Origin of the sequence: Granulicella sp. S156, from assembly GCF_009766105.1 — a bacterium.
GTDB lineage: Bacteria > Acidobacteriota > Terriglobia > Terriglobales > Acidobacteriaceae > Granulicella.
In genome coordinates, this window is record NZ_LMUH01000001.1 from 243,632 (window position 1) to 268,573 (window position 24,942).

The following is a 24,942-nucleotide window of genomic DNA, read 5'->3' on the forward strand; positions in this document are numbered from 1 at the left end:
ATGTCAAAGTATTTCATCCGCCATCCCATCGTTGCGATCGTTATCGCTATTCTGACGGTCATTGTAGGCACAGTAACGCTGTTTACCCTGCCTACCGCGCAGTTTCCCGATATCGTTCCGACCGAGGTCCTGGTCACTGCCACCTATCCCGGCGCCGACGCCAAGACGCTCACCCAGGCCGTTGCGACTCCGATCGAGCAGCAGATGAACGGCGTCGACAACATGATCTACATGGACTCCGTCAGCGCTAACAATGGCGTAGTTCAGCTCTTCGTCGACTTTGACGTCAAGACCGATCCAAACATCGATCAGGTCCTCGCCCAGCTTCGTGTCGATCAAGCCCAGTCTCAGCTGCCGTCCCAGGTCACTACGGCCGGACTCACGGTTCAAAAGGCCCTGACTTCTCCTCTCATGCTCGTCGCGGTCAATTCGCCCGGCGGCAAGCTAAGTCAGGACTTCCTAACCAACTACGCGATCATCAACATTCAGGACCAGATCGCACGTGTCAAGGGTGTCTCACGCGTGCAGGTCTTCGGCGGCCAGTATGCCCTCCGCGTTTGGGTTCAACCTGACAAGCTCGCGCAACTCGGCGTAACTGCCACCGACGTCATTAACGCCATCCAGGTCCAGAACAACGTCAATCCCGCCGGTCAGATTGGCGCCGAGCCCATTCCAAAGGGCCAGCAGTTCACCTATACCGTCCGCACGCAAGGCCGCCTGATTACGCCTGAGGATTTCGGCAACATCATTCTTCGTGCAAACGCCGACGGCTCTATCCTGCACCTCAAAGACGTCGCCCGTATTGAACTTGGAGATCAAGCCTACGGCATCTCTGCCCGCTACAATCAGGCTCCCTCGGGCGTTATGGCCATCTACCAGCTCCCCGGGTCCAATGCTGTACAAACTGCTGCTGGCGTCAACGAACGCATGAAGGAACTCTCTGCCACCTTCCCCGCCGGCATCAGCTACGACGTCCCCCTGGATACCACCAAAGCTGTGACCGCTGGTATTCGAGAGATCGTCATCACGCTTCTTGAGGCGCTCGCTCTCGTCGTTATCGTCGTCTTCATCTTTCTACAGGGCTGGCGAGCCACTCTCATTCCGCTGCTCGCGGTTCCGGTCTCTCTCATCGGAACCTTCATCATCTTCCCGGCACTCGGATTCTCGATCAATACGCTGTCCTTGTTTGGTCTGGTACTCGCCATCGGCCTCGTCGTTGATGATGCGATCATCGTTGTTGAAGCCGTAGAACACCATATCGATGAAGGCCTGGACCCCACGGCCGCAACCGAAAAGGCCATGGAAGAGGTCGGCGGACCGGTCGTCGCGATTGCACTCATCCTTGCTGCCGTTTTCATCCCGACTGCTTTTATCCCTGGTATTACCGGCCGCTTGTATCAGCAGTTCGCTGTGACTATCGCCATCTCCGTTCTCATCTCGGCCTTCAACGCCCTCACCCTTTCGCCTGCACTCTCAGCACTTCTGCTCAAGCCTAAGAGCAAAGAAGCCAAGAAAGGCCTCCTCGCTCGCGGCTTTGGTCTCTTCAATAAATACTTTGGCCGCACCACAGAGAGCTTCGTCAGCACCTCCAACATCCTCATCCACAAATCCACGCTTGCGATGCTCGGCATTGCGCTGATCGGCGTCCTGGGCTTCTTCCTGGGTACCAGCCTTCCCAGCGGATTCCTCCCAACCGAGGATCAGGGTTACATGTTCCTCGCCTTGCAGCTTCCCGATGGCGCTTCCGCTCAGCGCACCGACGCCGCGGAGCAGAAGATCACCGCTGCCCTACTTAAGACTCCTGGCGTCAAGGGCGTTATCGCCGTCAACGACTTCTCGCTTCTCACCCAGGTTCAAAGCACCAACGCCGGGTTCTTCTTCGTCTCCCTCAACCCGTGGGAGGAACGCAAGAGCAAAGAAGAACAGCTCGAGTACATCCAGGGCCATTTGCAGCAACAACTCTCGCAGGACCCCGATGGTATCGCCTTCGCATTCCCACCACCCTCCATCCCCGGTATCGGAACCTCGGGTGGTGTCACCATGGTTCTCGAAGACCGCTCTGGCTCGGATGATCCCACCACTCTAACCAAGAATGTATTTGCCTTCCTCGGAGCGTTGAAACAACGTCCGGAGATCGGTGCTGCGGTCCCGTCCTACGAACCTGCCGTACCCCAGCTCTATGCCAACGTAGACCAGGAAAAAGCGCTGCAGCAGCAGGTCCAGCTTTCGGATGTCTACAACACCATGTCCACCTTCATGGGTGGATATCTCGTCAACTACTTCAATAGGTTTGGCCGCCAATGGCAGACCTATGTCGAAGCTGAGGGGACCTCCCGCACAGACATTAAAAACATCAACCAGTTCTATGTCCGCAGTGCCAATGGCGGCCAGGTCCCACTCTCTTCCCTCGTTACCGTGAAGCAGACGACCGGCCCTGAGTTCATCTACCGCTTCAATGAGTTCAATGCGGCGCAGATCAACATCACTGGTGCTCCCGGCTACAGTTCGGGCCAGATCCGAGCTGCGCTTGAAGATACCTTTGCGAAGACGATGCCTGCGGGCAGCGGCTACGACTATTCCGGCATGTCCTATCAGGAGCAGCAGGCTGCAAAGGGCGTGCCCTCCTGGGCAGTGTTCGCACTCTCCCTGCTCTTCGTCTTCCTCATCCTTGCGGCGCTCTATTCAAGCTGGACCCTGCCCTTCAGTGTCCTCCTCAGTACTCCCGTAGCAATTCTCGGTGCGTACGTTGCACTCCACGTCCGGTCGCTTGAAAACGATATCTTCGCAACCATCGGTCTGGTCATGCTGATTGGCCTTTCGGCCAAGAACGCCATCCTCATCGTTGAGTTCGCAAAGACGAACTACGAAAGCGGTCAGAGCATCTCGGAAGCCGCCCTTGCAGCAGCTCGCCTTCGCTTCCGACCCATCGTCATGACGGCATTAGCCTTCATCGTCGGATGCCTCCCACTCTGGACTGCGAGCGGAGCAGGCGGCGCCTCTCGCCGCATCCTCGGCACCGTTGTTGTTGGAGGGATGTTCCTCTCCACCGCCATTGGTCTCATCTTCATCCCGGTCACGTTTTCCGTAGTCGAATACCTCTCACACCGCTTCGCTAGAGGTGGCAAAGGTACGACGATGGACTCGAAAGCTGACTTCGACCCGGTCGCCGCCGGCAAAGCTGCTGGTGGCGGACCGCAGACCCCGACCCAGGGAGGTCACGCATGAGGAACTCTTCGATGTGGCTCAAACGCACCTACGGAATTGCAGTCGGAGGAGTGCTTGTAAGCGCTCTTGCCGGCTGCAACGTTGGACCGAAGTACAAACAGCCTAATTTTCCTTCACCGCCCGCATTTCGCGGAGCAGACGAAGCAGCTGTGAGCAGCGCGGAACAGAACTCCCTTGGCGATCAACAGTGGTCTCAGGTCTTCCAGGAGCCCGAGCTTCAAGCCCTGATCAAAACCGCGCTCGCGAATAACTACGACGTCCGCATCGCGATTCAGCACATCCTTGAGCAGCAAGCGCAGGTACAGGTCACACGCTCACAGCAGTTCCCAACTCTCAGCTTCGGTGGCACAGGCATTGGCGCAGGCATCCCGGCGTTGAACAGCATAGGCAACAACAGCAACAATTCTAATAGCTCACTTTCTCTCAGCAGCCCTCTTGCCGAAGGCGATTTTAGCCTCAACGCTGCGTGGACCCCGGACTTCTGGGGCCTCTATCGCAAGCAGACCGAAGCCGCCCGAGATCAGCTCCTGTCCCAAACGTGGGCGCAGCGCGCCGTTCGTATGACCCTCGTCCAGAATGTTGCGACTACCTACATCGAGCTCCGCGCGCTTGATCGCCAGCTCGAGATCACCAAACAGACCCTGGCCGCCCGTCAAGATTCTCTGAAACTCACAGAGACACTGGAGCAAGGTGGCTCCTCACCACTCTCAGACGTGCGTCAGGCCGAACAACTCCTTTACACCGCGACGTCTCAGATTCCTCAACTCGAACAACAGATCCAGCAGCAGGAGAACGCTCTCACACTCTTGCTGGGCGCGAACCCTGGCCCCATAGGTCATACTGATCCCAACGCCCTCACTCCTCCGCCTCAGGATCTTCCCACCGGCCTTCCCTCGCAGCTTCTGGCGCGCCGGCCTGACATTCAGGAGGCCGAAGCACAGCTCAAAGAGGCAAATGCCAACGTAGGCATCGCGCGCGCGCAATTCTTCCCACAGCTTGCTCTAAGCGCCTCCGCTGGATTCGGTAGCGACTCATTCTCTACCCTCTTCAACAGCAGTTCTCGAACGATCTATGCGATCGGCTCCCTGACCCAACCCATCTTCGAAGGCGGCAAGCTCCGCGGTCAATTGAATCTCTCCAAGGCGACCGAAGAGGAGATGCTCCTGAGCTATGAGAAGACCATTACAGGAGCTCTTCACGACGTCTCGAACGCCCTCATCGCTCTCAAGAAACAGCGCGCCTACCGCGAGCAGCAGGAGAAACTCGTCGCCGCCGCACAGGATGCAACTCGCCTCGCCAGGATGCGCTATCAGGGCGGCGCAACCTCTTATCTTGAGGTCCTGACAAATGACTCCACCCTCTTCTCAGCGCAACTGAATCTCGTTACAGCACAGCAGGGAGAAGCCCTGGCGCTCGTTCAGCTCTACAGTGCCCTCGGCGGTGGCTGGCAGTAGTCATCGTTGTTCAGCGATCAATCTGAGGTACTTGAACTTGCAACAAGTCATACCCCATAAGCCGTTTTGGCATGGGTGGGTAACGACTTGTTGCAAGTTCCTATTTAGCAGCTCAGATCGCCTGATCGCTAGCGGAGAAGATTGCTCTTCGCAAGGTCGAGCACCTCATCCCCTCGTCCGCTCAGGACCGCACGAACCATATAGAGACTAAACCCGAGGGCCTGCTCCGCAGTGATCGTGGGTGGCATGGAGAGCTCTTGTCGGTTGACGATTACCTCGACGAGTGCGGGACCTTCATGTTCGAAGGCTCGCGAAAGAGCGGACCGCAGTTCCTCCGGCTTCTCGACACGCACGCCCAAGATGCCTGCAGACTCAGCCAATTGGGCAAAATTTGGATTGACGAGATCGGTGCCATAGTCAACCAAGCCTGCGGCTTTCATCTCCAATTCGACAAAGCCGAGCGAGCTATTATTGAACACAACAAGCTTCACGGGCAGTTTTAGTTGGGTGAGCGTCAACACTTCTCCCAGCAACATAGCCAGTCCACCATCGCCGGAGAGGCTAATAATCTGTCTGCCTGGGTGGGAGGCTTGCGCACCAATGGCCTGCGGCAAAGCATTCGCCATAGAGCCGTGAATGAACGAGCCGAGCAGGCGACGCTTGCCGTTCATATGAAGATAGCGCGCGGCCCAGATGGTGGGTGTGCCTACGTCACAGGTGAAGACGGCATCGTCGGTAGCGAGTTCATCGATAATTTTAGCGACGTACTGCGGGTGTATCGGCGTGCGGCCAGGCTCACCCGTTGCGAGATCGTCGAGTCCCTTTCTAGCGCCTTTGTAATGCTCGAGACAAACATCGAGGTAAGAGCGGTCCTTCTTCTCCTGCAATATCGGAGTAAGCGCATCCAGCGTGTCCTTTACGCTGCCGACCAAACCAAGATCGACCGGGGTACGTCGCCCTATCTGCTCACCGCGCAGGTCAACCTGCAGGATCTTCGCTTTCTTGGGGAAAAACTGTTGGTAGGGAAAGTCGGTACCAAGCATCAGCAATGCGTCGCAGTTCATCATCGCGTGGTAACCGGAGGAGAAACCGAGCAGGCCCGTCATTCCTACGTCATAGGGGTTGTCGTACTCGATGAACTCCTTACCACGCAAGGCGTGCACAATGGGGGCTTTGAGCTTAGCGGCAAGCGCAACCAATTCGTCATGCGCCCCTTCACATCCAGCGCCACCAAGAATCGTAATTTTTTGAGCGCCATTGAGTATCTCTGCAGCCTGGTTCAGTTCCTTGTCGGATGGCCGGCTTACTGACGCAGAATCGTGGATGCCAAGAGCTAGCGCCGGGGAGGGACACTCGCGTGCCAGAACATCTCCGGGGATAACAACAACAGCCACTCCTCGTTTCGCGATCGCGGTACGCATCGCTATCCCCAGCACACGCGGCATCTGGTCTGCCTGTGACACCAACTCGCAATAGTAGCTACAGTCTTTGAAGAGATGTTCGGGATGAGTCTCCTGAAAGTAGCCGCTGCCAATCTCCTGGCTCGGAACCTGTGCCGCGATTGCCAGGACAGGAACACGGCTGCGATGACAGTCGTACAGACCATTGATGAGGTGCATGTTGCCAGGGCCGCAGCTTCCCGCACAGACGGCGATCTCCCCGGTAAGATGAGCTTCCGCCCCTGCTGCAAAAGCGCCAGCCTCCTCATTGCGCATATGGAGCCATTCAATCTCTTTATGCCGTCGAATGGCATTTGTGAATCCGTTGAGGGAGTCGCCCACCACACCATAGACACGCGATACGCCGGCCTGCACCAGCGTTTCGACAAATACCTCAGCCACTTTCTTTGCCATCTGTACACCTCTACGAGAGAGACTTCTCCCGATCGTTTATCTTCCGTGTAGGTCAACCAGCGCTCGCTGCGAACGCTTTGCGAGATTAGCTATTAGGAAACACCATTTTCTTCGGATCGACTACCTGATCGAATGTCTTCTCGTCGATCCATCCGGTCGCTAGCGCAGCTTGTTTCAGAGTCGTCTCCTCATCCAGCGCCTTGTGAGCAATCTTCGAGGCTTTGTCGTAACCGATCACAGGGCTGAGAGCCGTCACGAGCATCAGCGAATTCTGAACGAACTGGGCGATACGCTTTTCGTTCAAGACCGTTCCTTCAACAGAGAAAATGCGGAACTTCTCGCAACCATCGGCCAGGATGCGTGCGGAATGTAGAAAGTTGTTAATGATGATCGGACGCATCGCGTTCAACTCAAAGTTGCCCTGCGAGCCGGCAAAGGCTACAGCCGAATCGTCTCCCAACACCTGGATGCAGATCATCACCATGGCTTCGCACTGCGTTGGATTGACCTTGCCAGGCATGATCGACGATCCGGGTTCGTTGGCCGGCAACACCAACTCTCCCAGGCCGCAACGCGGCCCCGAAGCCAGCCAACGCATATCGTTGGCGATCTTCATCAGCGCCACCGCGAGAGCACGCAGAGCGCCGTGCGCGTTCACCATCGCGTCAAGAGATCCCTGCGCGGCAAATTTGTTTGGCGCTGTGACGAATGGCAGGCCAGTCAGCTCCGCGATCTTCGCTGCAATCTCTTCCCCGAAATGGGGTGGTGCGTTCAGTCCGGTTCCAACAGCAGTTCCACCGGCAGCTAATAGATACAATCCATCCAGCGACCGCTCAATCAATACGATTGCATCGCGAAGCTGTGCGGCATAGCCCGACCACTCCTGTCCGACCGTTAGGGGGACGGCGTCTTCCAGATGGGTGCGGCCTATCTTGACAACATCGTTCCATTGCTTCGACTTCGCTTCGATTGCGCCTGCCAACGCTTCCACTCTAGGCAACAGGTAGTGCTTGACCTCCAGTACGCTGGCGATGTGCATCGCCGTCGGGAAGGTGTCATTCGACGACTGCGCCATGTTGACATGGTCGTTCGGGTGAATGGGCTTCTTGCTGCCCAGCTCTCCTCCAAGCAGCTGCACGGCGCGGTTGGAGATCACTTCATTGACGTTCATGTTGGACTGCGTGCCTGATCCGGTCTGCCACACAAAGAGCGGAAACTCACTATCCAGCTTCCCTGCGATCACTTCATCGGCCACCCGGGCAATAGCCGCAGCCTCCCATGGCTGCAGACGCCCAGCGGCCTCATTCACTAAGGCTGCGGCCTTCTTCACGTAACCGTAAGCGTGATACACCTGCTTCGGCATGCGATCATCACCGATAGCAAAGTGGATAAGGGAGCGCTCGGTTTGAGCGCCCCAATAGTGATCCGCCGGAACCTCAACCTCACCCATCGAGTCGGTTTCCTTGCGCTTGCCCGTTGCGGCGATGCCGATCGGCAGTTGCTTCAATTCGAATGTCTGCGGGGTATCTTGTGCTGGCATACGCTTCATCACCTTGATCTTTCGGACATAGTCGCCCGATGTTCGTTGTTAGTTTTAAGGGAGGACCGCCCTTCTACTATCCTCTCTTGCGCGACCAGTCTCGAGATCAGGCCTTTACTCGCTCATAGGGAAGATAAACCGGCTCCCACACATAAGCATGGAGCGACTCTTCGAAGACCTTTTCATCCGCCACTCCAGCAACGCCATCGGCGATCGCCTGCTTACCGACAGCCTCTCCTACCAACAGGCCTACTTTGCGAGAATCCGCGATGGGAGGTAGCAGATTTGCAGTCTTGTCTTTTACCGTCGGAGATAGCTCTGCAAGCCTTTTTGCTGCGGCCATAATCATCCCGTCCGTTACCCGCTTTGCCTTTGAAGTAAGAATGCCGAGAGCCAGGCCAGGAAAGATATAGGAGTTGTTGGTCTGAGCAATATGGAAGGACTTGCCATTGATGGTTACCGGAGCGAAGGGGCTGCCTGTACCGATCAGTGCTTTTCCATCCGTCCACTTCAGCAGATCCTCAGGCGTAGCCTCTTCGCGCGAGGTGGGGTTCGACAAGGGAAAGATGATCGGGCGGTCCGTGTGCTTCGCCATCTCACGCACCACATCTTCCGTGAAGGCGCCTGGCTGACCGGAGACGCCGACCAGCACGGTAGCTTTGGCGTTGCGAACCACATCGAGCAAAGAGATTTCGTCCCCTCCGGATAACGTCCATCCCTTCAGGTCCGCGCTCTTCCGCACAAATGGCTGCTGGTTGGAAAGAATACCTTTCCCACCCTCTACAAGGAGACCGTAACGATCGACAGCGTAAAACCGTTTACTGGCTTGCTCTTCGCTCAAGCCAGTCTCTTTCATGGCGGTGAGCATCAGGTTCGCTATGCCAATTCCGGCAGAGCCAAAGCCGAGAAATACAACCGTTTGTTGCTCAAGCGGAATGCCGGTTGCATTGACCGCCGCCAGCAGAGTCGCGGTGGTCACAGCGGCAGTTCCTTGAATATCGTCGTTGAAGGTACAGAGCTGGTCACGGTAACGCTCCAGCAGACGAGCTGCATTGGAGCCTGCGAAGTCTTCCCATTGCAGAAGAATATGCGGCCACCGGCGTTTGACGGCCGAAACAAAGGCTTCGACGAAGTCGTCATACTCCTGGCCGCGGACTCGCTTATTCCTCCAGCCCACGTATATAGGATCGTTGAGACGGTCTTCATTGTCCGTCCCCACATCGAGCAGCACGGGCAAGCAGTGCTCCGGGCGGATGCCGGCAAGGGCTGTATAGAGCGCCATCTTGCCGATGGGAATTCCCATGCCGCCAGCGCCCTGGTCTCCTAATCCGAGGATGCGTTCCCCATCGCTGACGACGATGCACCTTACGTCGTCATAGCGAGGATCGGAGAGCATCTGCTCAATCCGATTCTTGTTGGGATAGCTGATGAACAGGCCACGCGGCTTGCGCCAAATCTCACTGAAACGCTGACATCCTTCACCTACGCCTGGCGTGTAGACGACGGGAAGCAGCTCTTCCACATTGTGCGCTATTAAGGAATAGAACAATGTCTCATTGGTGTCCTGAAGATCACGCATGAAGCTGTACTTGCCGAAGACGGTCTGCTGATTTTCCAGGGCCTTCTTCCGACGCTCAAGCTGCTGATCCAAATTCCCTTCATCCGGTGGCAACAATCCATGGAGAGCGAAGGTGTCTCTTTCTTGTTCTGTAAAGGCGGTGCCCTTGTTGAGCCGAGGGTTGTTCAATAGATCGTAACCAGAAAGTCTGGTCCGAACCACGTCACTCTTCGCATCCTTATTTACCTGCGCTGACCCATTCATCTAATCTTCTCCATAGAAAATGGCATGCGTTCGTCCATAGTGGGAACGCGCCTGTCTTCTCAAAAAGTAAGATGCATTTTCTTGACTCCACTGATGTGTAAAGATGTGTCAAGGTGAGCTGTCTACAAAGCTTACATCTAGTGCATTTACAATAATTTAATGGACTGACTTGAAACTTCGTCTAAATGCCTTCCGGGGCTGCGAGGAGATTTCGGTACTGATTCGCAGCTTGGCCTAAAGCTGGAGAGTATTTAGAGATGATATTCGGCAAATCTCTGACGACACCCAACCACAACGCACCGAATAACACGCGTAACGAAGAGCTGCGGCGTTAGACGGGCAAAGCAGGCCATAATGACGAATTCAAGCACCGAACAACCAAGCCTGAGCGGTACCGCGAAGGGACAGTTCTCGGTCGCAAGACTCAACGAACGAGTCGCTCCTTCGAATGCGCTCAATCTCCTCCTGACGAGTGGCGTACTCCTGTTCGTGCATGGCCAGACTACAGAAAAGATGATCGACACCATGACACGCCTGGCCGAGGCCCTGGGCTTTCAAGCCAGCGTGTTTCCACGCTGGGGTGATCTGACGGTCCGAATAGAAGGACCCCGTGGATCTTTTCACGAAATTATCGCGACTAGCCCCACGGGTGTGGACATGGCCCAGGTCACAGCCACGATGAACGTGATCGATGACGTTTGCGATGGACGGATCGATGCTGCCGGCGGTCGATCGGCACTGGAGGCGATACCACACCTTCCGCCGGTCTCGGTGGCTCGCTTTGCTTTGCTGGCCGCGGCCGGAGCAGCGGCACTGGGGGTGATCTTCGGGGAAATCCATTTCATCAGTCTCCTTCTGATTGCATGCAGTGCCGGCATTGGCGCATGCCTTCGCCGATGGTTGGGGAAGATCAGCCGCAATCTCTTCGTACAACCGTTTTGCGCAGCGTTGTTCGCTGGTGCTGTCGGAGCCGTCGCAACCCGGTTTCAGGTTGATTCAGCGTTACACCTTGTCGCGGTGTGTCCATGCATGGTGCTGGTGCCAGGTCCGCATCTTCTCAATGGCGCAATTGATCTCACCCGTGCGCGCCTGCCACTCGGCGCCTGGCGGATACTGTATGCGAGTCTCATCATCCTCGTGATCTGTACGGGGCTACTCGTCGGCCTCTCGCTCGGGGGAGTCGTTCTACCTGCTTTAGGGCCGTCCTACCCGGTGCCGCTCGGATACGATGCCATCGCAGCGGGTGTTGCCGTCGCAGCCTACGGCACGTTTTTCGCGATGCCCTGGCGAACACTACCCATTCCCATCCTTATCGGCATGTTGGCACATGCCTCCCGTTGGACAGCCATTTCCTGGTTCGGCGCCAGTGCTGAGATTGGAGCTCTCGTCGCCTGCCTGATTGTTGGCGTTATCATCACGCCGATTGCGGATCGGCTACGGTTGCCCTTTGCGGCATTAGCCTTCGCCTCCGTTGTATCGCTAATCCCCGGCGTGTTTCTATTTCGAGTGGCTGGCGGCCTGGTGAATCTGGCTAGCCTTGGCGGAAAGGCATCGCCCGATCTACTCCTCGCCGTCGTTGTCGACGGGACGACTGCCATTCTGATTATTCTGGCGATGACCTTCGGTCTAATTCTTCCGAAGATGTGCATTGAGCACTTTCGCCTATTTCAACATCCAATTGCACGATCCTAGGCGATGGGAAACTTTCTCATTTCGAAGTGCTTTCAGGAACGAACAGCATGAGCGGCAGCGCAGTGACAAACAGTATTCTTGCATGGCACGCCAAAAACTAGACGGCGACTTAGGGCAATTGCGCTGCCGATAGGATGAACAGTTGCCAGCATCCAGGAGCAACAGATGCTCTGCTACAGAGACACTAAGCGGGGAAGCTAGTTTTCCCCGTCAAGAATCATGATGATGTGGAAGGAGGGACAGGATTTTATTCCTGCGCCCTCCTTCTTTGAGTTCGCTCTGCGTCATATTATTGATACGTTTCATTTTTTCGAAGCGAAGAATCGCTGCGTGGCGTTGCCATCAGACAATCAACTTGAGCAGGTCCTGTATTCCCATCAAGGAGTTGGACGTAGTCCCCCTTGGCAACTCTGGCCCAATCGCAAAAGCCTGGCTCTTCCCTTCGAACCAAACGAGAAAACGAGCTTCGTTCGCTCCACGCAGTCTGCAGAGATTAAGCCATGTGTAGTAGGCGCCCATATCGGCATCGACGAGTGATCCTTCCGGATCAAGACCTGCTGGCGGAGCATTACTGAGCATGGCGTTCATAGGCTGCATCTGCTGACGAGGCGTATAACGCAGAACAATGGTTTCAGGCTGTGCACGGCGAAGGCACTCACGCGCAGCCCACTGCACGAAGGTGGTTGAAAAGACCTGAGTACCCGAGCCTTCTGAAAGTAAGCTGAGTTGAAAATAGTTCAACACTGCATCGGCTGGGTCCTGGGAAAGCCCAATATCTTCAGGCTTGAGCTGTGCAAGTTTACCTCTGAGCGCTTCGGCTCCACTATTCCCAGAGGCAATCGTCTGCTGTGTCAGATTCAGCAGCTGCTTCCGCGGCCGATCGAGAGCGGCATAGGAGATTGTGGTCAAACCTGGAAATGGCGCAGCAACCCCACCCTCGATATACCAATGAACCCATGCATTCTGCAATGGGTTATTACCTGCACGTGATACAGCGTGAGCCAGAAGAATATCCAATCCGTCGTCAGGCTTGATGTTATGAAAGAAAGTGCCGCTCGGCCGCAGCTTCCGAAATAGGGGGTAGTCTGTATGCTCCACACCCTGTCCTAGAATAACGATCCCGAGGCGCGGCATCGCAGGTTCGGGTGGTGGAGCTGCATCAGCAAGATATCCGTTGAAGGTCGCTGCTGTGGAATGGAAGGCATCCATCTGGTGCGTACTCCAAAGCCATGCTGTCAAATCCTGAATGAAGACAGCAGGACGATTGACCCAATCCAGCTGCTCTAGTTCGGCATTAAGGCGGAGCGATGCGAACCCCTGCACCTTCGCTGCAAGCTGCTGACCCGTTAGAGATCCAAGAAGCTGCATCTGCGCATCGATCTGAACACGCTCAATTGGCAGCATCCAGTCATAATTCGTGAGCTCGCGCAAAAAGATCGGCAGAAAAGCCAATGGCAATTGCTGCAGGAGAACGAGCCTTTCGGTTGCAATATGCCGCGCCCGTGGAGGATAGTTGACGAAATCTCTAGCCGTAAGTTGCTTCGGAAGCATGGCTCAGAGCACCTCCTGCAATGGCGTGCCCTTGGCCAGTACAGGCGAAAACCCAAGCAGGCGGCCGAGTGTAGGCACCAGATCAAGCGAGTCGACAGGCCTATCTATAAAGGTGTTGTGTCGAACCCCGGGGCCGAGAACCATCATCCAGGTGGTGCGTGACAACGCGTCGCCTGTGCGGTGATGCTGAAAGCCATTACCGCCAGAGCTGATATCGGAATCGCGGCCGAAATCGGGAAGAATGAACATCGTAGTTCTACCCTTATATTCCGGATCCGCCTGAATGGCCTGCCAAATCTCCGCACAGAGGCGGTCCGACCGGCGAATGCCGTCGATATATAAGGAATAGGCTCCAGAGTGCGCAATATCGATGTCGTGCAGCGTGATCCATAGGAGACTAGGAGAATACTGACGCATCAACTGTCTTGCAATATAGACCGAAAGCTCATCGGGGCTCGCGAGGCTCCTGGCATGGGCTGTAAAGTCGTCCAGGGATAGCTTGAGGATATTCGCGATTTTTTCTGTTTCGGTCTCGCGTTCACTCAGCGCAGAAGTGAACAATGGCGTTTCATAGTTGTCGCGAAGCAGATGTTCATAATCGACACCGGACTTACCCGCCATTGCGGCCGCCAGGAGCTGCTTCGGAAGAATAACTTCGGCGCCAAGGTTAGGTCCGTATCCACGATAGCCGCTGCTTCCAATGCGGTTGAAACCGTTACTCGGGGCCACCACCCAGGTGTCATGGGCCGGACGTCTGAGGTCCTTGCGAAAATACTCAAAGACCGTTGGATTTACGGGCGATATCTGCGCGAAGTTATCAAACGTTTCATAGTTTCCGGTTGCCAGAGAGGCAGTAGCGACATAATGCCCGAGGATGCCACGATTGATTACCTGAGTAAAAAAAGTAGCTTGCGGAATCAATTCGTTAAGCATGTGCGGGATATTGCCCTGCCCCTCAGGCGCAAACGTCTCCTCATCACGCGCACCACCGCCAAATGTGACTACGACTACCTTTTGGCCGTGCGGCAACTGCATAGCTCGAAGTGGAGAGAACCCACACAACGAACTTGCAGCCGCCGTTCCCGCCACGGTGCGCAGGAACTGGCGGCGGTTCAATCCCTGCTTCGCAGCGATTTCAAGCAAGGCCGAATCAACTGGAACCCGAGGAAAATTCGTAAGACCTCCTCCGGTGCATATTCAGGGTCACCGTCTGTTATAAGCGTTCTACCGGGCCGAGATCTCCAGCACCTGCACAGAGTATCCCGGGACGGTATGACTAAAAGTTGAGCCTACGTCTTTCAACGTCGTCTTCACTGGCACAATCCGCGTTGGTGCGGAGATCGTATTCGTCTCCGCCGGGTTCGCGGCCCCCAGAGTCACCAGAATACCCGACTCCCCTACCTTGCCAGCTCCGTCCAGATTGATCTCCAGTGGCTGTGGGGTTGAGTTCGCGTTGACGAGCTTAAGGTACACCTTGCCCTTGGCTGCGTCACGCGTGACGGAGTAGAAGAAGCGATGGCTCCCCCCTTGAAGGGCCGACGCCGGCACCTCCGTACCCAGATACTCGGCAAACATCGATTGCGCATAGTAACTTGGCGCCCCATAGCTGCTCAGCGCGTTGTATCCGATGAGATCCGACTCCCACTGCATCCCCCCTGGATTCACATTCACGAAGAGCGGAGCATACGAAGCCATCACAATCAGGTCGCTGTTGCGCTCCAAGGATGTCATCCATGCGGCATCGCCAAGAGCTGCACCAAAGTTTGTGGTTGGACCACCTTCACGCGTCGCCCACTCTCCCACAAAGATCTTCGGCCCGTTCCGGTCGACACTGTCATAGTGCTTTACCAGATCGAAAAACTCATCCGCCCGCTGGTAATAGTGATCATCGACGACATCCGGTTTCATCTGCTTTAGCGGCATCGTTGCAATCAACTGGAGTTGGGGATACCTGGTCTTGATCGCCTTATAGAACTGCGCGTACCGCCCCTCGTAGCTCCCCGAATGATCGAACGTATCCTCATTGCCAATCTCTACATAGGTCAGAGGAAATGGTGCAGGATGTCCAAGCTTGGCACGTACAGCTCCCCACTTTGTACTGGCAGCATCGCCAGTTAAAAATTCGATCTCATCGAGAGCATCATTCACATAGGGACTTAGTCCTGCGCCTGGAGGTACATGCGCTCCCTTTAGCGAATAGCCCGCATAAACTGCCAATACGGGTTGGATATGCAGATCCTCTGTCCACTCGAGAAATTCCAGCAGTCCAAGACCGTCAGAGGACTGATAGTCCCACGGGCTCCGATGAGTCGGACGGTCTACCATGGGTCCAATCGTAGCCTTCCAGTCAAATCGTTCTTCAACCGTATCGCCTTCCAGGTAGTTTCCGCCAGGCAGTCGCAGAAACTGCGGATGCATTGCCGCCAGCTTCTCCATAAGATCAATCCGGTTGCCATTCTCACGGTTCTTGTAGGTAGGTGGAAGTAATGACACCAACGACAGCCAAACCTTGCCAGCATGTCCCACGGTCAACCGGAGATGGTTCTCTGAAGAGGTTTCAACGTTGCCTGTCTTAAGAGTGAACTCGTACTTCTTCCACACCGTCGTCAGGGGCTCACTGGTTGCGCTCGCCAAGGCAGAGCCGGTGTTGTCACCTATCAACGCAATACTTATGGGCCCTATGTCTCCTGTATCCGCCTTGGCATAGAACGAGCCAATATAGGTGGTACCAGGGTGCACGGCCATCCCCCAATAACCTTCGTTCCGCACTCCTGCTTGATTTTCCGGATCAGCCTTCGAGACGTTCAGCAGCAGGCTTCGGGGCAGCGCTTCACTTGGTCCGTCCGTCTCATCAACCGTCATGATGGCGTCTGCATTGCCGACGTGCACCAAGTTCCAGTGCGGAACACCCGACCAGCCATGATCATAAAATGTCCGGTTGCGGACCATCTCCGCATATAAGCCGCCATCGTAAGAGTAGTTGATCTCTTCCGTCATCAATCCGTATAGCGTCGGACTTACTGCGTGTAGAGGTTTATCCAGTTGAATGCTCAGTGTCGCCTTAGGGTTCTGCGCACCGCTCGCGGCAGCCAGCATCACGGCCGACAAGGTAACTGCACCTACTCTGAAACCTTTGAACATTTTTCCTCTTTCAGTGTCTGAAAATATGATTCAAGAGCCAGAGAGCTTTAACAACCTCTGGCTCTTCAATGAGCACCCAGTGACGCAAATTAGAAGTAATACTTGGCTGCGAGTTGGAAGAAACGAGCATCGGGAGTGTAGTTCCCCAGGAAGGCGTTGCCGGTAATTTGACCGCCCAGGCTCGACGTTCCCGTGTTCGATGGAGTTCCCCACGAAGGCGTGTTGAACAGATTGTAGACATCTGCACGGAACTGCAGGTACTGCTTTCCGAAGGTGACGAAGTTTTTTGTAACTGTCATATCTATCCGCTGGTACCCAGGGCCGGAGATCTGCGAGCGTGGGCTGCCGAGATATGGCAAAATATTTGCGGCGCCGGATATTGGTGTTGTGATGGAACTGGCCAACGGTGGATCCGCAAAGGAGCATGGGTTATACCAGTTGGCTCGATTGCGTACCGTCGCCGGGCAGGTGATGTTCGGGTTCGTGGGCGAAGGGGTGCCGCCACCTTTGAATGGATTGGCAATCAGATAAGGGAACGCTGCTGCTCCGTTGACCGTTGGGGTGTTCGAGGTGACGGTAAACGGATATCCGGTCTGCGTGCGGAAGAGAAGCGTTGCATTCCATCCACCGGCGACGGTATCGACCACTCCTTTCTTATTCAGATACGTGCGTCCTACTCCAAATGGCAATGCATACGTAGAGGTGAAGGTGAAGCGATGCGATACGTTGAAGGGTGAGTTGGCATAATCGATGCGAGGCCCAAAGATATTCGTGTTTCTGTCGCCGCCTTCGTTGTTGTCGGGGAGAGGTTCTCTGTCATCGTCCAGGCTGTGCGACCATGTGTACGATGCTAGGAAGCTCAGGCCGTTGTAGAAATGTCGTTCGAGTTTGGCCTGCAGGGAGTTGTAGTTCGCGATCGCATTATCGGTAATCAAGTGAACATTGCCGTTTAAGCCAGGATATGGCTCGTAGGGCTGGTTATTCACTCCTGGAGGAAGCAGTTCAGTCGACTGATCTTGAAACTCCACGATTGCCAGATGCCTCGCTTCACTGCCCACATAACCCACCGTAGCAGTCGTGTTGTTGGTGATGGCGAATTGCACGGTCAGGTTTTGGTTCATGGTGTAGGGAGTTTGAATGTTCTGCTGCCAACCAGTAACAGTCGGGGCAGATAGACTGCCGGCTGGGATGCCGGTTTCTAGCTTAATGCCATCGGAGGGGCAGTTATTCGGAGCACAGGTTGGCTGGGGGAAGCTCTGCTCGATATCGTAAGGATAGTTCTCCGCCAGGTTGACGAAGTTCCCGAGATTTTCGATGCCATCGTAGTAAAGCCCGAACCCGGCTCGGAAAACAATCTTCTCCGAAGGCTGGTACGAGATTCCCACCCTGGGTCCAAAGTTCTTTTTCTGCGGGTTCAGCAGCGACCGATTGCCGCTGTACTGGATCGAGATATTGTCTGCAGCCAGAGTGGTCGTATAGAGAGAACTCAGCGCAACGTTCCTTTGGGAGTTCGGCAGGATATATTCTCCTACGCCACCCCCAGCGACATTGTTTCCAGACAGGGGAATGAATTCAGCTTGATGGTCATTGACCTCAATGGGTGCGGTGAAATAGTCGTAGCGCAATCCAAAGTTGAGAGTCAGGTGCTGGGTTGCCTTCCAATTGTCCTGGAGATAGGCGGCTTCGTACCAGCGTCCCAATTCCGACTGGGATGGCTGGGATAGAGCGGTCGTATCCATCTCGTTGGAGAGAAAGTCGGCTAAGCCATATCCAGAATTGAAGATACTGCCTGGTTGACTGGTCAGGCCTCCGCTGAAGTTGTAGTAACCATTTCCATCCGTGGGTTGATATACCGAGTAACGGATGTTCTGGACAGAGGCACCGAATTTCAGCGAGTGGTTGCCAAGAATTTTTGTGGCATCGTCGATGATCTGGTATCCGTTCTGATGCTCGGGGGAAGGCTGGAACGCAGGAGGCCCGATCTCAGGGAACTCATTCATGCCAATCTCCGGCAATCCGCCGTTCGCCAATGTGGGGTTGTAAGCGGGAAGTCCGCCAAGACCGTATTGGTCACGCAGAGTCCCGTTGTTGTAGCTCACCGAGTCCCACGAGTAGAACCCGTTATTGTAAGCGAAACGGGCTTGATTGATCAGAGTTGGTGTAAACACATGGTTCCAACTGAACGCAGCGTTCTTAGCATAGTTGAAAAACGTTCCGTCATTGAAGGTGCCACCCCCGTCAAAGATTGGGCCCAAGGGGGTAGTCACAGTTTTATTCTCATGCGACCAACTCACGCGGCCAAAGATCTGGTCTGACGAACGCAGGTTGTAATCGACACGCACGTCAAACTGGTTCGTGACATCGGTAACCGCCTCGTTCCAAGCGTAGTTATTGTAGGTCTGTCCCACGGGGCCGGTGTTTGGCAGATGTGTTCCATACGCTGCCTGAAAGAGTTTCAATGCGACTGGGTCGATCTCGGAGGAACACATGACGTTTTGCGGATTTCCGCAAGCCGATCCCAAAGCAGCCGTTCCGCCTGAGTTGGGCTCAAAAACCTGCCACGGCAAGCTTGCTCCGGTCAGAGATGTATTCAGCAATTGCGAAAAATTGCCCGGTTGCTGGTCCATCAATAATGTCGGCATGCTGGTCAATTCAGGAAAGTCCTCGATGATCCGGTTTCCTTCGTAGTCGGCGAAAAAGAAGAGCTTATTCTTCAGGATAGGTCCGCCGATTGTGCCACCGAACTGGTTCTGGTGGTAGGGTTCTACGGTGGTAGGAGTCGTGATGCCTTCAGCCCACTGGGCAGGTTTCGCCTCTCCTAGATCGTTATTCCGTATGTATTCCCAGACGTCGCCGTGAAACTGATTTGTTCCTGATTTAATGCTGGCGTTGACCACCGCACCTGCCGAATGGCCAAACTCCGCGCTGGAACCCGAGGTCTCCACTTTGAACTCCTGCAGCGCATCGGGTGGAGGCTTCACGTTATAGCTGGCTGCATTCAGGAAGTCGATTGCATTCGAGTTGTTATCAACGCCGTCCAAAATGAAATTGTTTTCCGTTTCGCGCTGACCGTTGGCGTTAAAATCGCCGTTGCCAGCGCCGCGACTGCCGTTGGCCGGATCCACTCCGGTAGACAATTGAGCAAGAAACACATAGTTACGCTGGTTGAGCGGGATATCCGTGATCTGCTTTTGGGTCATCATCTGACCGGTTGATGCGTCGCCTGTCTGTAGCAACGGAGTGCTCTCTGCGTTCACTTGCAGCGTCTCCGACACCTTGCCTACCTGGAGCCGAATATTGGCTTCCAGTCGATCATTGACGTGCAGTTCGAGCCCGTTCTTCATCGTGGTAGAGAATCCTGGCGCGCCAACGGCCACAGAATAATGGCCGATTTTGACAGGCTGAAAGGTATAACTCCCACTACTGTTGGTCTGAGTTTCGAGCACCAAATTGGTGTCGATATTGGTGAGCTGAACACTTGCGTGCTGGACCACAGCACCCTGGGGGTCGGTGACAGTGCCTGTGATAGCGCCCTGATCAAGCTGTGCTCCCGCAGCGTTCGTTAGTATCAAGGCGACCAATAGCGCCAGATTGAAGTGCCAGGTTCTAATTCCTTTCGATAGCCTCACAGCTTTCCTCCAGAGTTTCAAATTGAATATCTCGATCAAGAAAACGTTTTCTTGATTGCACTGATTTGTTCTAAAAATATTCGTGAGAAGTGATACTCCTGAGAAACCTGCTCTGTCAAGAATTACTTTAATGCTCCAGCTGTCCAAGCGTAAAACCCTCGCCACTGCTGTGATTTCTACTAGATGCCTCGAGAGTATGCGGCCTCTTCCCAACGGAGTTGGCGCCGGAACTGCGGGAGCCGCGTATCCTCGCCGATGGTTATGAGTTCAACGCCAGCAATCTCAGCGAAGTCCTCAAGGTGTTCAACCGTTAGCGCCTGGCTGAAGCCTGTGTGATGAGCGCCCCCAGCGTAAATCCATGCAGTCGCAGCCACTTTCAGGCTTGGCTTAGGCAGCCATACAGCGCGCGCGACAGGCAGCATAGGGAGGGAGTGCTCAGGCTGGATGACTTCGACGTCATTGACAATCATGCGAAAACGGTTACCCATATCGACCAGTGATGCCACCACCGCTGCCCCGCTCGGGGCTGTAAAGACCAGTCGTACTGGATCCGACTTCCCTCCGATCCCGAGTGGGTGTACTTCCAGGGAGGGCCTCTCCGCGGCAATCGAGGGACATACCTCTAACATGTGCGATCCCAGAACCTTCGGGGTCCCGCTGAAGTCGTAGGTATAGTCCTCCATGAAAGAGGTGCCCCCAGGCAGACCTTGCGCCATTACCTTCATCGTCCGCACCAGTGCGGCCGTCTTCCAATCGCCTTCGCCACCAAATCCGTACCCGTCTGCCATGAGCCGCTGAACCGCAATGCCCGGCAACTGTTCCAGACCATGCAAATCCTGAAAGGTATCGGTAAATGCACCGAAATCACCCTCTTCGAGAAAGGCGCGCAGACCGATTTCGATCTTCGCAGCACCCCGTATCGCAGTCGAGCGGTCATGGTCTTTCGTAATCGAGTAGGCCTCGCGATACTCGTCTATCAGCTTGTCGACTTCAGCATCCGTCACCTGATTCATACGGGCAACCAGGTCACCTACGCCGTATCCGTTGACACTGTACCCGAACTGCACCTGAGCGGCGACCTTATCGCCCTCTGTAACAGCGACCTCGCGCATGTTATCGCCGAAGCGCGCGATCTTCAAGTTCTGCGACTCGTGCCAGCCCGCGGCAGCGCGAACCCATGTGGCGATCTCCGCAACCGTCTCCGGATCCTGCCAGAAGCCCACAACCACCTTGCGAGCGAGCCGCAGCCGCGTCGATATAAAACCGAACTCGCGATCGCCATGGGCCGCCTGGTTCAAGTTCATGAAGTCCATATCGATGGAGGACCAGGGCAACTCACGGTTGAACTGCGTGTGCAGATGAAGAAATGGCTTCGTCAGCGAACCGAGGCCAGCTATCCACATCTTTGCCGGAGAGAAGGTGTGCATCCAGAGAATAAGCCCAATGCAGTTTTCCATGTTATTCGCCTCACGACAAAGCGCTCGAACCGCTTCAGCCGTAGTTATGACCGGCCTAAAGACCACACGGAACGGGATCGAGTTCTCGGCCCCCAAAGATCCGGCGATCTGCTGCGCATTACTAGAAACCTGGGCGATAGCTTCAGGGCCATAAAGATGCTGACTTCCAGTTACAAACCAGATTTCTAAGCGTTCAACAGTTTTCATGCTTCTCCTCGTATGCCTATCGGGTTGCTCTATGTGCGTTGCCTACAAGAGGTTGTAGCGCAAGAGATTCAGCAAACGTTTTCTGAATGCCAAAATTACATGGCTCTTTTTGCAGTGTCAACGGTGTGGAAGAAGCACGCGCTCAAAACGTACCTCCGCTGCAATGATCTCACTACACCGTTTTCAAGGAGCCAGAGAGGGGTTGCCGGAGGGAGCGAATGCCTTGATCTCGATCAGACGAAGACGAAAAGGAGCAGGTGGATTGGTAAACACGACACGCAGTGCATCTACGGGAAGAGCTGCAAAGGTAATCTCGGTTTCTCCATTCGCAAGTGGCTGCTGAGGATTGCGCTTCTGATTGGGAATGTCCAGCCAACCTGCCGCCGACTGATATTGCAAACGAAAGTCAGATGGTGGGAAGAACTTTTCTCCATCTGAGAAGAAGTAGAGTTCGACAGAAGCGACCGTGGTGCTCTGCCGGAAGTCGACGGCATACCAGGACGTGGCATCGGAAGTGACTGGAGACCAGCCGTTGGGTATCTCCGGGAAAAACCAGAGCCGACCATCAATGGCTTCAGCGATTGCCTTTGGCGAATCCGCCGAGGAGGCTGTAGCTATCGGGCCATAAGGGAAACCGGGGTTGACCGCCAGATCGACAGGCATCGCTGTTGGCAGCAAGGGCTTCGATGGCCGGTTTGGAAGTGCGATGAGAGCATGTCCCAGTCTCCCCGAGCTATAGAGGCGCTTTCCATCTACAAACACGAAGAGGCCCCGGCCAATCTGGTAGCGGCTGCCATCGGCATCATAGAACACGCTGACATTGTGACCATGGTAGGCGATGTTCTGGATAGCAAAGTAGCGTATGGGCCGCTCGTCCTTCCCATCATGCAGTGGCAACAGCGGGTTGATCTCCAACGTCTCATCGGCACGCGGCCGAATCCCGATCAGGCCACTGAGAATGAGGTCGACATAGGTGGAGTGGCTGTAGTGGTGCGATCGGGACAAGCCGACGATCGTCCCTCCTGTATCCGGGTTGTAATCTTCCTGAATATCGGGATGCCCTGGCGACAGGAGATGCTGATGCGTGTACTGCCGGAGCAAGTGTAGATAATCGGATCGCGTGATGTATGTCTGGTGATAGTCATTGAGCAGATTGGCCAGAGCTGTCAAAACCTGAGAGGTTTGAAAGGGCCAGGAAGGCCCGTTCCATTGACACTCCGGACTGCCCGTGGCCTGATCGTATCGATACTGCGTGAGATAGCGCGGGTATGAGGGCTCCACCGTGCGAAGCCCTTGCGGACCGGCCAGTTCCGCCGGCGCAAGCAGGTGTCGCCAGGCAACCGAGTAGTCCGTCGCAGCGGACACATTGTCGGGAGGAAGGTCATAGAACCAGGGGAGATAGCCTACAAGTTCGCGACCTCGAATGAAATCTCCCGCGGTGACGTACGTTGTAGACCGCTGGTATCGGTCAGTGAAATGCTGCAGCGCAGGGTTCCAGAGCTGTGTAAGCACGGCCGAACGAAGCTGCTCCGCACGCCTCGTGTAGTCGGTTGCCACATCAAGCTTGCCGGCCAGCGCCGCGAGCCGCGCAATGGCGAGCGCATTCCCATACTGATAGCTGCTGATCGACGGACGAAAAGCATATCCACCCGTAAATCCGTTGTGACCCGCATCAGTGCTGGGCGTGTCAATGAAACCAGCACCAGATGCATCGATCGACGAGATGGTGTACTCCGTAGCATCCAGCAGCGGTTCGACCCAATACAGGTTGCGTTCGCGATCGAAGTGATCGTCCCACAGGTTGTAGATGTGCTGCATGGTGTCGAGATGCCGAAGAGCAGGAGTGGTGTCACCGGTTACCAACGTAGTGCTCACCGTTGCCGCCGCGATCGACTCAGAAAAGTGTCTGTCGTTCGCACCGCCGGTGTACAGGTGATCGATCAAGCTGTCGACCACCGCTGGATCTCGCAGCCAGCGCCCTTCCAGGAGATGAAACGACGCAGAGTCGTTCAGGTCGGTATACGGCTGCCGCGCCCACGGCACATTGTCCAGGAATTCAAGGACAGTTGTACCCTGCGGTCCAATTTCGCGGATGTGGGAACGAAAGAGCTTCCAACGATAGTAGTAAACCTGCTGGATCTCTGGATCATCAATCTCCAGAAATGGAATATTGCGGAGAAACCACGGGGCGTCGGCACCAAAGTATTCAGCCGCAAGTGTCTCTCGAGAAAGTAACGGCTCCTTCGTGGTGGGAGATTGCGCTACAAGCGTGAAGGCACTCATAAAAAGACAGAACGCAATCACCCGATTTGCGATGAAGATACGCATGCAATACCTCGTGCCACAGCATGAACAGTATGCCAACTGTGCATGACGATACATGGAACTTCTATGAGCCATGGATTGGACCCTAAGCCCAGTAGCTGCGATCCAGCGTAACGAAGAAACCCGCTGATCCGAAGGAACCCAAGAACCAGTCTCCAGGAAAGAGAGCTGGAGTGCATGTTTCACGCCCAGCGAAGCTAGACTACGACCACCTTCACTCCGCGTCCTGTCAACCGCTCCACCGCGTCTTCGGCGATCCCGTCATCGGTGATCAACGCATCGATCTCCCCCGCCGGACAGATCACCGACGGGCTCACCATATCTACTTTGCTCGAGTCTGCCACCACCACCACCTGTTTCGCCTGCCGCGTCATTGTGCGAAAGACCGCCGCCTCATCCGGTTCGATCGTCGTCGCCCCATGCACCGCGTCGACGCCGCAAACACCCAGAAATACTCTGTCCATCACCACCACGCTCAGCGCCTCGACCGCCCCTGGTCCTACTAGCGAGAACGCCCCCGGCCACCGCATCACCCCGCCTGTCAGCGTCGTTAGAATCCCCTGGCTCGCACTCAATTCCATGCCGATATTCAGCGCATTTGTCACCACCCGCAGCCCCGACCGCTGCCTGAGACACCGTGCGATCAGCGCCGTTGTCGTGCCCGACCCAAGTCCGATCGTCTCGTTCTCGACGATCATCGCGGCAGCAACAGTAGCAATCCGCTGCTTCTCCTGCGCAAACCGCTCCTCGCGATCGCGAAACGAGGCATCGAAGCGAAACGGCTCATAGATCGCCTGGTCAGCAAGCATCGCCCCGCCGTGCGTGCGATGTACGAGCCCTCGTTCTTCAAGCCGTACCAGATCTCTCCGGATGCTCGCCGAAGATGTTCCAAACTGCTCCGTTAGCTCTTCTATCGACGTCTTCCCGTGGCTCAACAGCAGCCGCAGGATCTCTTTCGCGCGTTGCTCGGTCTTCGACGACATGCTCTCGGAGGTTCCTTGCTCAGGATAATTGGATCGTCCCATTCTACGGAATCTCACTCACGT

13 protein-coding genes are annotated in these 24,942 nt (G+C 55.4%); 3 read left to right on the forward strand and 10 right to left on the reverse strand.

Translation table 11 applies throughout. The features are described from left to right. Together GSQ91_RS01135 and GSQ91_RS01140 are read left to right on the forward strand one after the other, a co-directional pair. Positions 1-3,225, forward strand: a complete 3,225-nt coding sequence (locus GSQ91_RS01135) for an efflux RND transporter permease subunit (RefSeq protein ID WP_158819411.1) — start codon at positions 1-3, stop codon at positions 3,223-3,225. After that, positions 3,222-4,679: an efflux transporter outer membrane subunit gene (locus tag GSQ91_RS01140; RefSeq protein WP_158819412.1), complete on the forward strand. Its 1,458-nt coding sequence runs from the start codon at positions 3,222-3,224 to the stop codon at positions 4,677-4,679. The genes GSQ91_RS01135 and GSQ91_RS01140 overlap by 4 nt, the downstream gene beginning before the upstream one ends. A gap of 128 nt (positions 4,680-4,807) precedes the next feature. Here the strand turns inward: GSQ91_RS01140 and poxB are convergent, their stop codons facing one another. The 3 genes from poxB to GSQ91_RS01155 all read right to left on the reverse strand — a co-directional run bounded on the left by poxB (position 4,808) and on the right by GSQ91_RS01155 (position 9,894). Beyond that, positions 4,808-6,532, reverse strand: coding sequence for a ubiquinone-dependent pyruvate dehydrogenase (poxB, locus tag GSQ91_RS01145; protein WP_158819413.1), 1,725 nt, complete (start codon positions 6,530-6,532; stop codon positions 4,808-4,810). An 85-nt stretch (positions 6,533-6,617) separates the two neighbouring features. Further along, positions 6,618-8,072 (reverse strand): class II fumarate hydratase, encoded by a 1,455-nt coding sequence (gene fumC / locus GSQ91_RS01150; RefSeq protein WP_174240627.1) that lies wholly within the window; start codon positions 8,070-8,072, stop codon positions 6,618-6,620. Positions 8,073-8,178: 106 nt separating this feature from the next. Beyond that, entirely contained in the window at positions 8,179-9,894 is a 1,716-nt protein-coding gene (locus GSQ91_RS01155; protein WP_158819415.1) for an NAD-dependent malic enzyme, read from the reverse strand. Positions 9,895-10,248: 354 nt separating this feature from the next. Between GSQ91_RS01155 and GSQ91_RS01160 the strand changes: the two genes are divergently transcribed. Beyond that, a complete protein-coding gene (locus GSQ91_RS01160) occupies positions 10,249-11,586 on the forward strand; it encodes a threonine/serine exporter ThrE family protein (RefSeq protein ID WP_158819416.1) in 1,338 nt (445 codons plus the stop codon). Between the two features lie 342 nt (positions 11,587-11,928). On the opposite strand, the gene GSQ91_RS01165 is transcribed toward GSQ91_RS01160, so the two are convergent. The 7 genes from GSQ91_RS01165 to GSQ91_RS01195 all read right to left on the reverse strand — a co-directional run bounded on the left by GSQ91_RS01165 (position 11,929) and on the right by GSQ91_RS01195 (position 24,879). Further along, positions 11,929-13,137, reverse strand: a complete 1,209-nt coding sequence (locus GSQ91_RS01165; RefSeq protein WP_158819417.1) for a hypothetical protein — start codon at positions 13,135-13,137, stop codon at positions 11,929-11,931. Positions 13,138-13,140: 3 nt separating this feature from the next. Beyond that, on the reverse strand, positions 13,141-14,280 hold the full coding sequence (locus GSQ91_RS01170) for a hypothetical protein (protein ID WP_254064304.1): 1,140 nt from the start codon (positions 14,278-14,280) through the stop codon (positions 13,141-13,143). A gap of 81 nt (positions 14,281-14,361) precedes the next feature. Then, on the reverse strand, positions 14,362-16,278 hold the full coding sequence (locus GSQ91_RS01175; RefSeq protein WP_158819418.1) for an alpha-L-arabinofuranosidase C-terminal domain-containing protein: 1,917 nt from the start codon (positions 16,276-16,278) through the stop codon (positions 14,362-14,364). A gap of 89 nt (positions 16,279-16,367) precedes the next feature. Then, the gene (locus GSQ91_RS01180; RefSeq protein WP_158819419.1) at positions 16,368-19,907 is read right to left on the reverse strand and encodes a TonB-dependent receptor; all 3,540 of its coding nucleotides are present in this window, start codon (positions 19,905-19,907) and stop codon (positions 16,368-16,370) included. 179 nt (positions 19,908-20,086) lie between these two features. Beyond that, positions 20,087-21,571 carry an L-arabinose isomerase gene (gene araA / locus GSQ91_RS01185; RefSeq protein ID WP_158819420.1) on the reverse strand — a complete coding sequence of 495 codons (1,485 nt, stop codon included), beginning with the start codon at positions 21,569-21,571 and terminating at the stop codon, positions 20,087-20,089. A gap of 183 nt (positions 21,572-21,754) precedes the next feature. Further along, on the reverse strand, positions 21,755-23,899 hold the full coding sequence (locus GSQ91_RS01190; protein ID WP_158819421.1) for a discoidin domain-containing protein: 2,145 nt from the start codon (positions 23,897-23,899) through the stop codon (positions 21,755-21,757). A gap of 194 nt (positions 23,900-24,093) precedes the next feature. Then, positions 24,094-24,879 carry a DeoR/GlpR family DNA-binding transcription regulator gene (locus GSQ91_RS01195; protein ID WP_158819422.1) on the reverse strand — a complete coding sequence of 262 codons (786 nt, stop codon included), beginning with the start codon at positions 24,877-24,879 and terminating at the stop codon, positions 24,094-24,096. Between the last annotated feature and the right edge of the window lie 63 nt (positions 24,880-24,942).

Bases quoted from the DNA above. Each gene is read 5' to 3' on its own strand.
- GSQ91_RS01135 (WP_158819411.1), top strand. From the start codon at position 1: ATGTCAAAGTATTTCATCCGCCATCCCATCGTTGCGATCGTTATCGCT.
- GSQ91_RS01140 (WP_158819412.1), top strand. From the start codon at position 3,222: ATGAGGAACTCTTCGATGTGGCTCAAACGCACCTACGGAATTGCAGTC.
- poxB (WP_158819413.1), bottom strand. From the start codon at position 6,532: ATGGCAAAGAAAGTGGCTGAGGTATTTGTCGAAACGCTGGTGCAGGCC.
- fumC (WP_174240627.1), bottom strand. From the start codon at position 8,072: ATGCCAGCACAAGATACCCCGCAGACATTCGAATTGAAGCAACTGCCG.
- GSQ91_RS01155 (WP_158819415.1), bottom strand. From the start codon at position 9,894: ATGAATGGGTCAGCGCAGGTAAATAAGGATGCGAAGAGTGACGTGGTT.
- GSQ91_RS01160 (WP_158819416.1), top strand. From the start codon at position 10,249: ATGACGAATTCAAGCACCGAACAACCAAGCCTGAGCGGTACCGCGAAG.
- GSQ91_RS01165 (WP_158819417.1), bottom strand. From the start codon at position 13,137: ATGCTTCCGAAGCAACTTACGGCTAGAGATTTCGTCAACTATCCTCCA.
- GSQ91_RS01175 (WP_158819418.1), bottom strand. From the start codon at position 16,278: ATGTTCAAAGGTTTCAGAGTAGGTGCAGTTACCTTGTCGGCCGTGATG.
- araA (WP_158819420.1), bottom strand. From the start codon at position 21,571: ATGAAAACTGTTGAACGCTTAGAAATCTGGTTTGTAACTGGAAGTCAG.
- GSQ91_RS01190 (WP_158819421.1), bottom strand. From the start codon at position 23,899: ATGCGTATCTTCATCGCAAATCGGGTGATTGCGTTCTGTCTTTTTATG.
- GSQ91_RS01195 (WP_158819422.1), bottom strand. From the start codon at position 24,879: ATGTCGTCGAAGACCGAGCAACGCGCGAAAGAGATCCTGCGGCTGCTG.